The following is a 519-nucleotide window of genomic DNA, read 5'->3' as shown; positions in this document are numbered from 1 at the left end:
GGGGGTCCGCCGTTTTCCCGCCCCACCTCGATGAGAAAGCACGCAGGTCGAGCCGGATCTCTTTTAAGGAGCCTCGCCTCCATCGTAGGGACGATGTCCACATCTAGGCGACGAGCCTGTTCGATAGCCAACTTGATCAGCTTTGTGCCAGCGACCCCTCCGGGGAATCCTAGATAGTTCCTGATCAAGTTGATGGAAGATGAGGCATTACCGCCCGGGCGATTCGACTCAATGACCAGTACGCTCAGGCCATTCGTGCTGGCGCCTACTGCCGCAGATAGGCCAGCCGGACCCGCTCCCACTACGATCATGTCGTAAGAGGGGCCGCCGCCCTCAAGTGCATCTACATGGCGCTGATGAGCCTGGACCCCACCGGGAGGGGCCGCAGGCGGTGGACCATGCGCTGGAAAGCACCCCTCAACGCGTTCCAGATCGCCTTCGAGGGACGCCTGACCCCGAGCAACAACTGACCATCAACAACCAAGATCAGCCGTTAAATTGGCCCTGTCTCACATTCGG

General features: G+C 60.1%; 1 protein-coding gene and 1 pseudogene. One reads left to right on the top strand and one right to left on the bottom strand.

All coding sequences use genetic code 11. The annotated features are described in order from the left end of the window. Positions 1–311, bottom strand: a 311-nt coding sequence (locus TN53_RS49720) for an FAD-dependent oxidoreductase (protein ID WP_159038286.1), incomplete at its 3' end; no start/stop codon positions are given. Here TN53_RS49720 and TN53_RS48920 point away from each other — a divergent pair. After that, positions 282–470 (top strand): annotated as a pseudogene (locus TN53_RS48920) (IS256 family transposase); the annotation flags it as partial. The gene TN53_RS49720 and the pseudogene TN53_RS48920 sit on opposite strands and share 30 nt — an antisense overlap. Positions 471–519: the final 49 nt, after the last annotated feature.

Source organism: Streptomyces sp. WM6386 (assembly GCF_000972385.1).
Taxonomy (GTDB): Bacteria; Actinomycetota; Actinomycetes; order Streptomycetales; family Streptomycetaceae; genus Streptomyces.
This window is presented reverse-complemented; position numbering and strand designations above follow the sequence as displayed.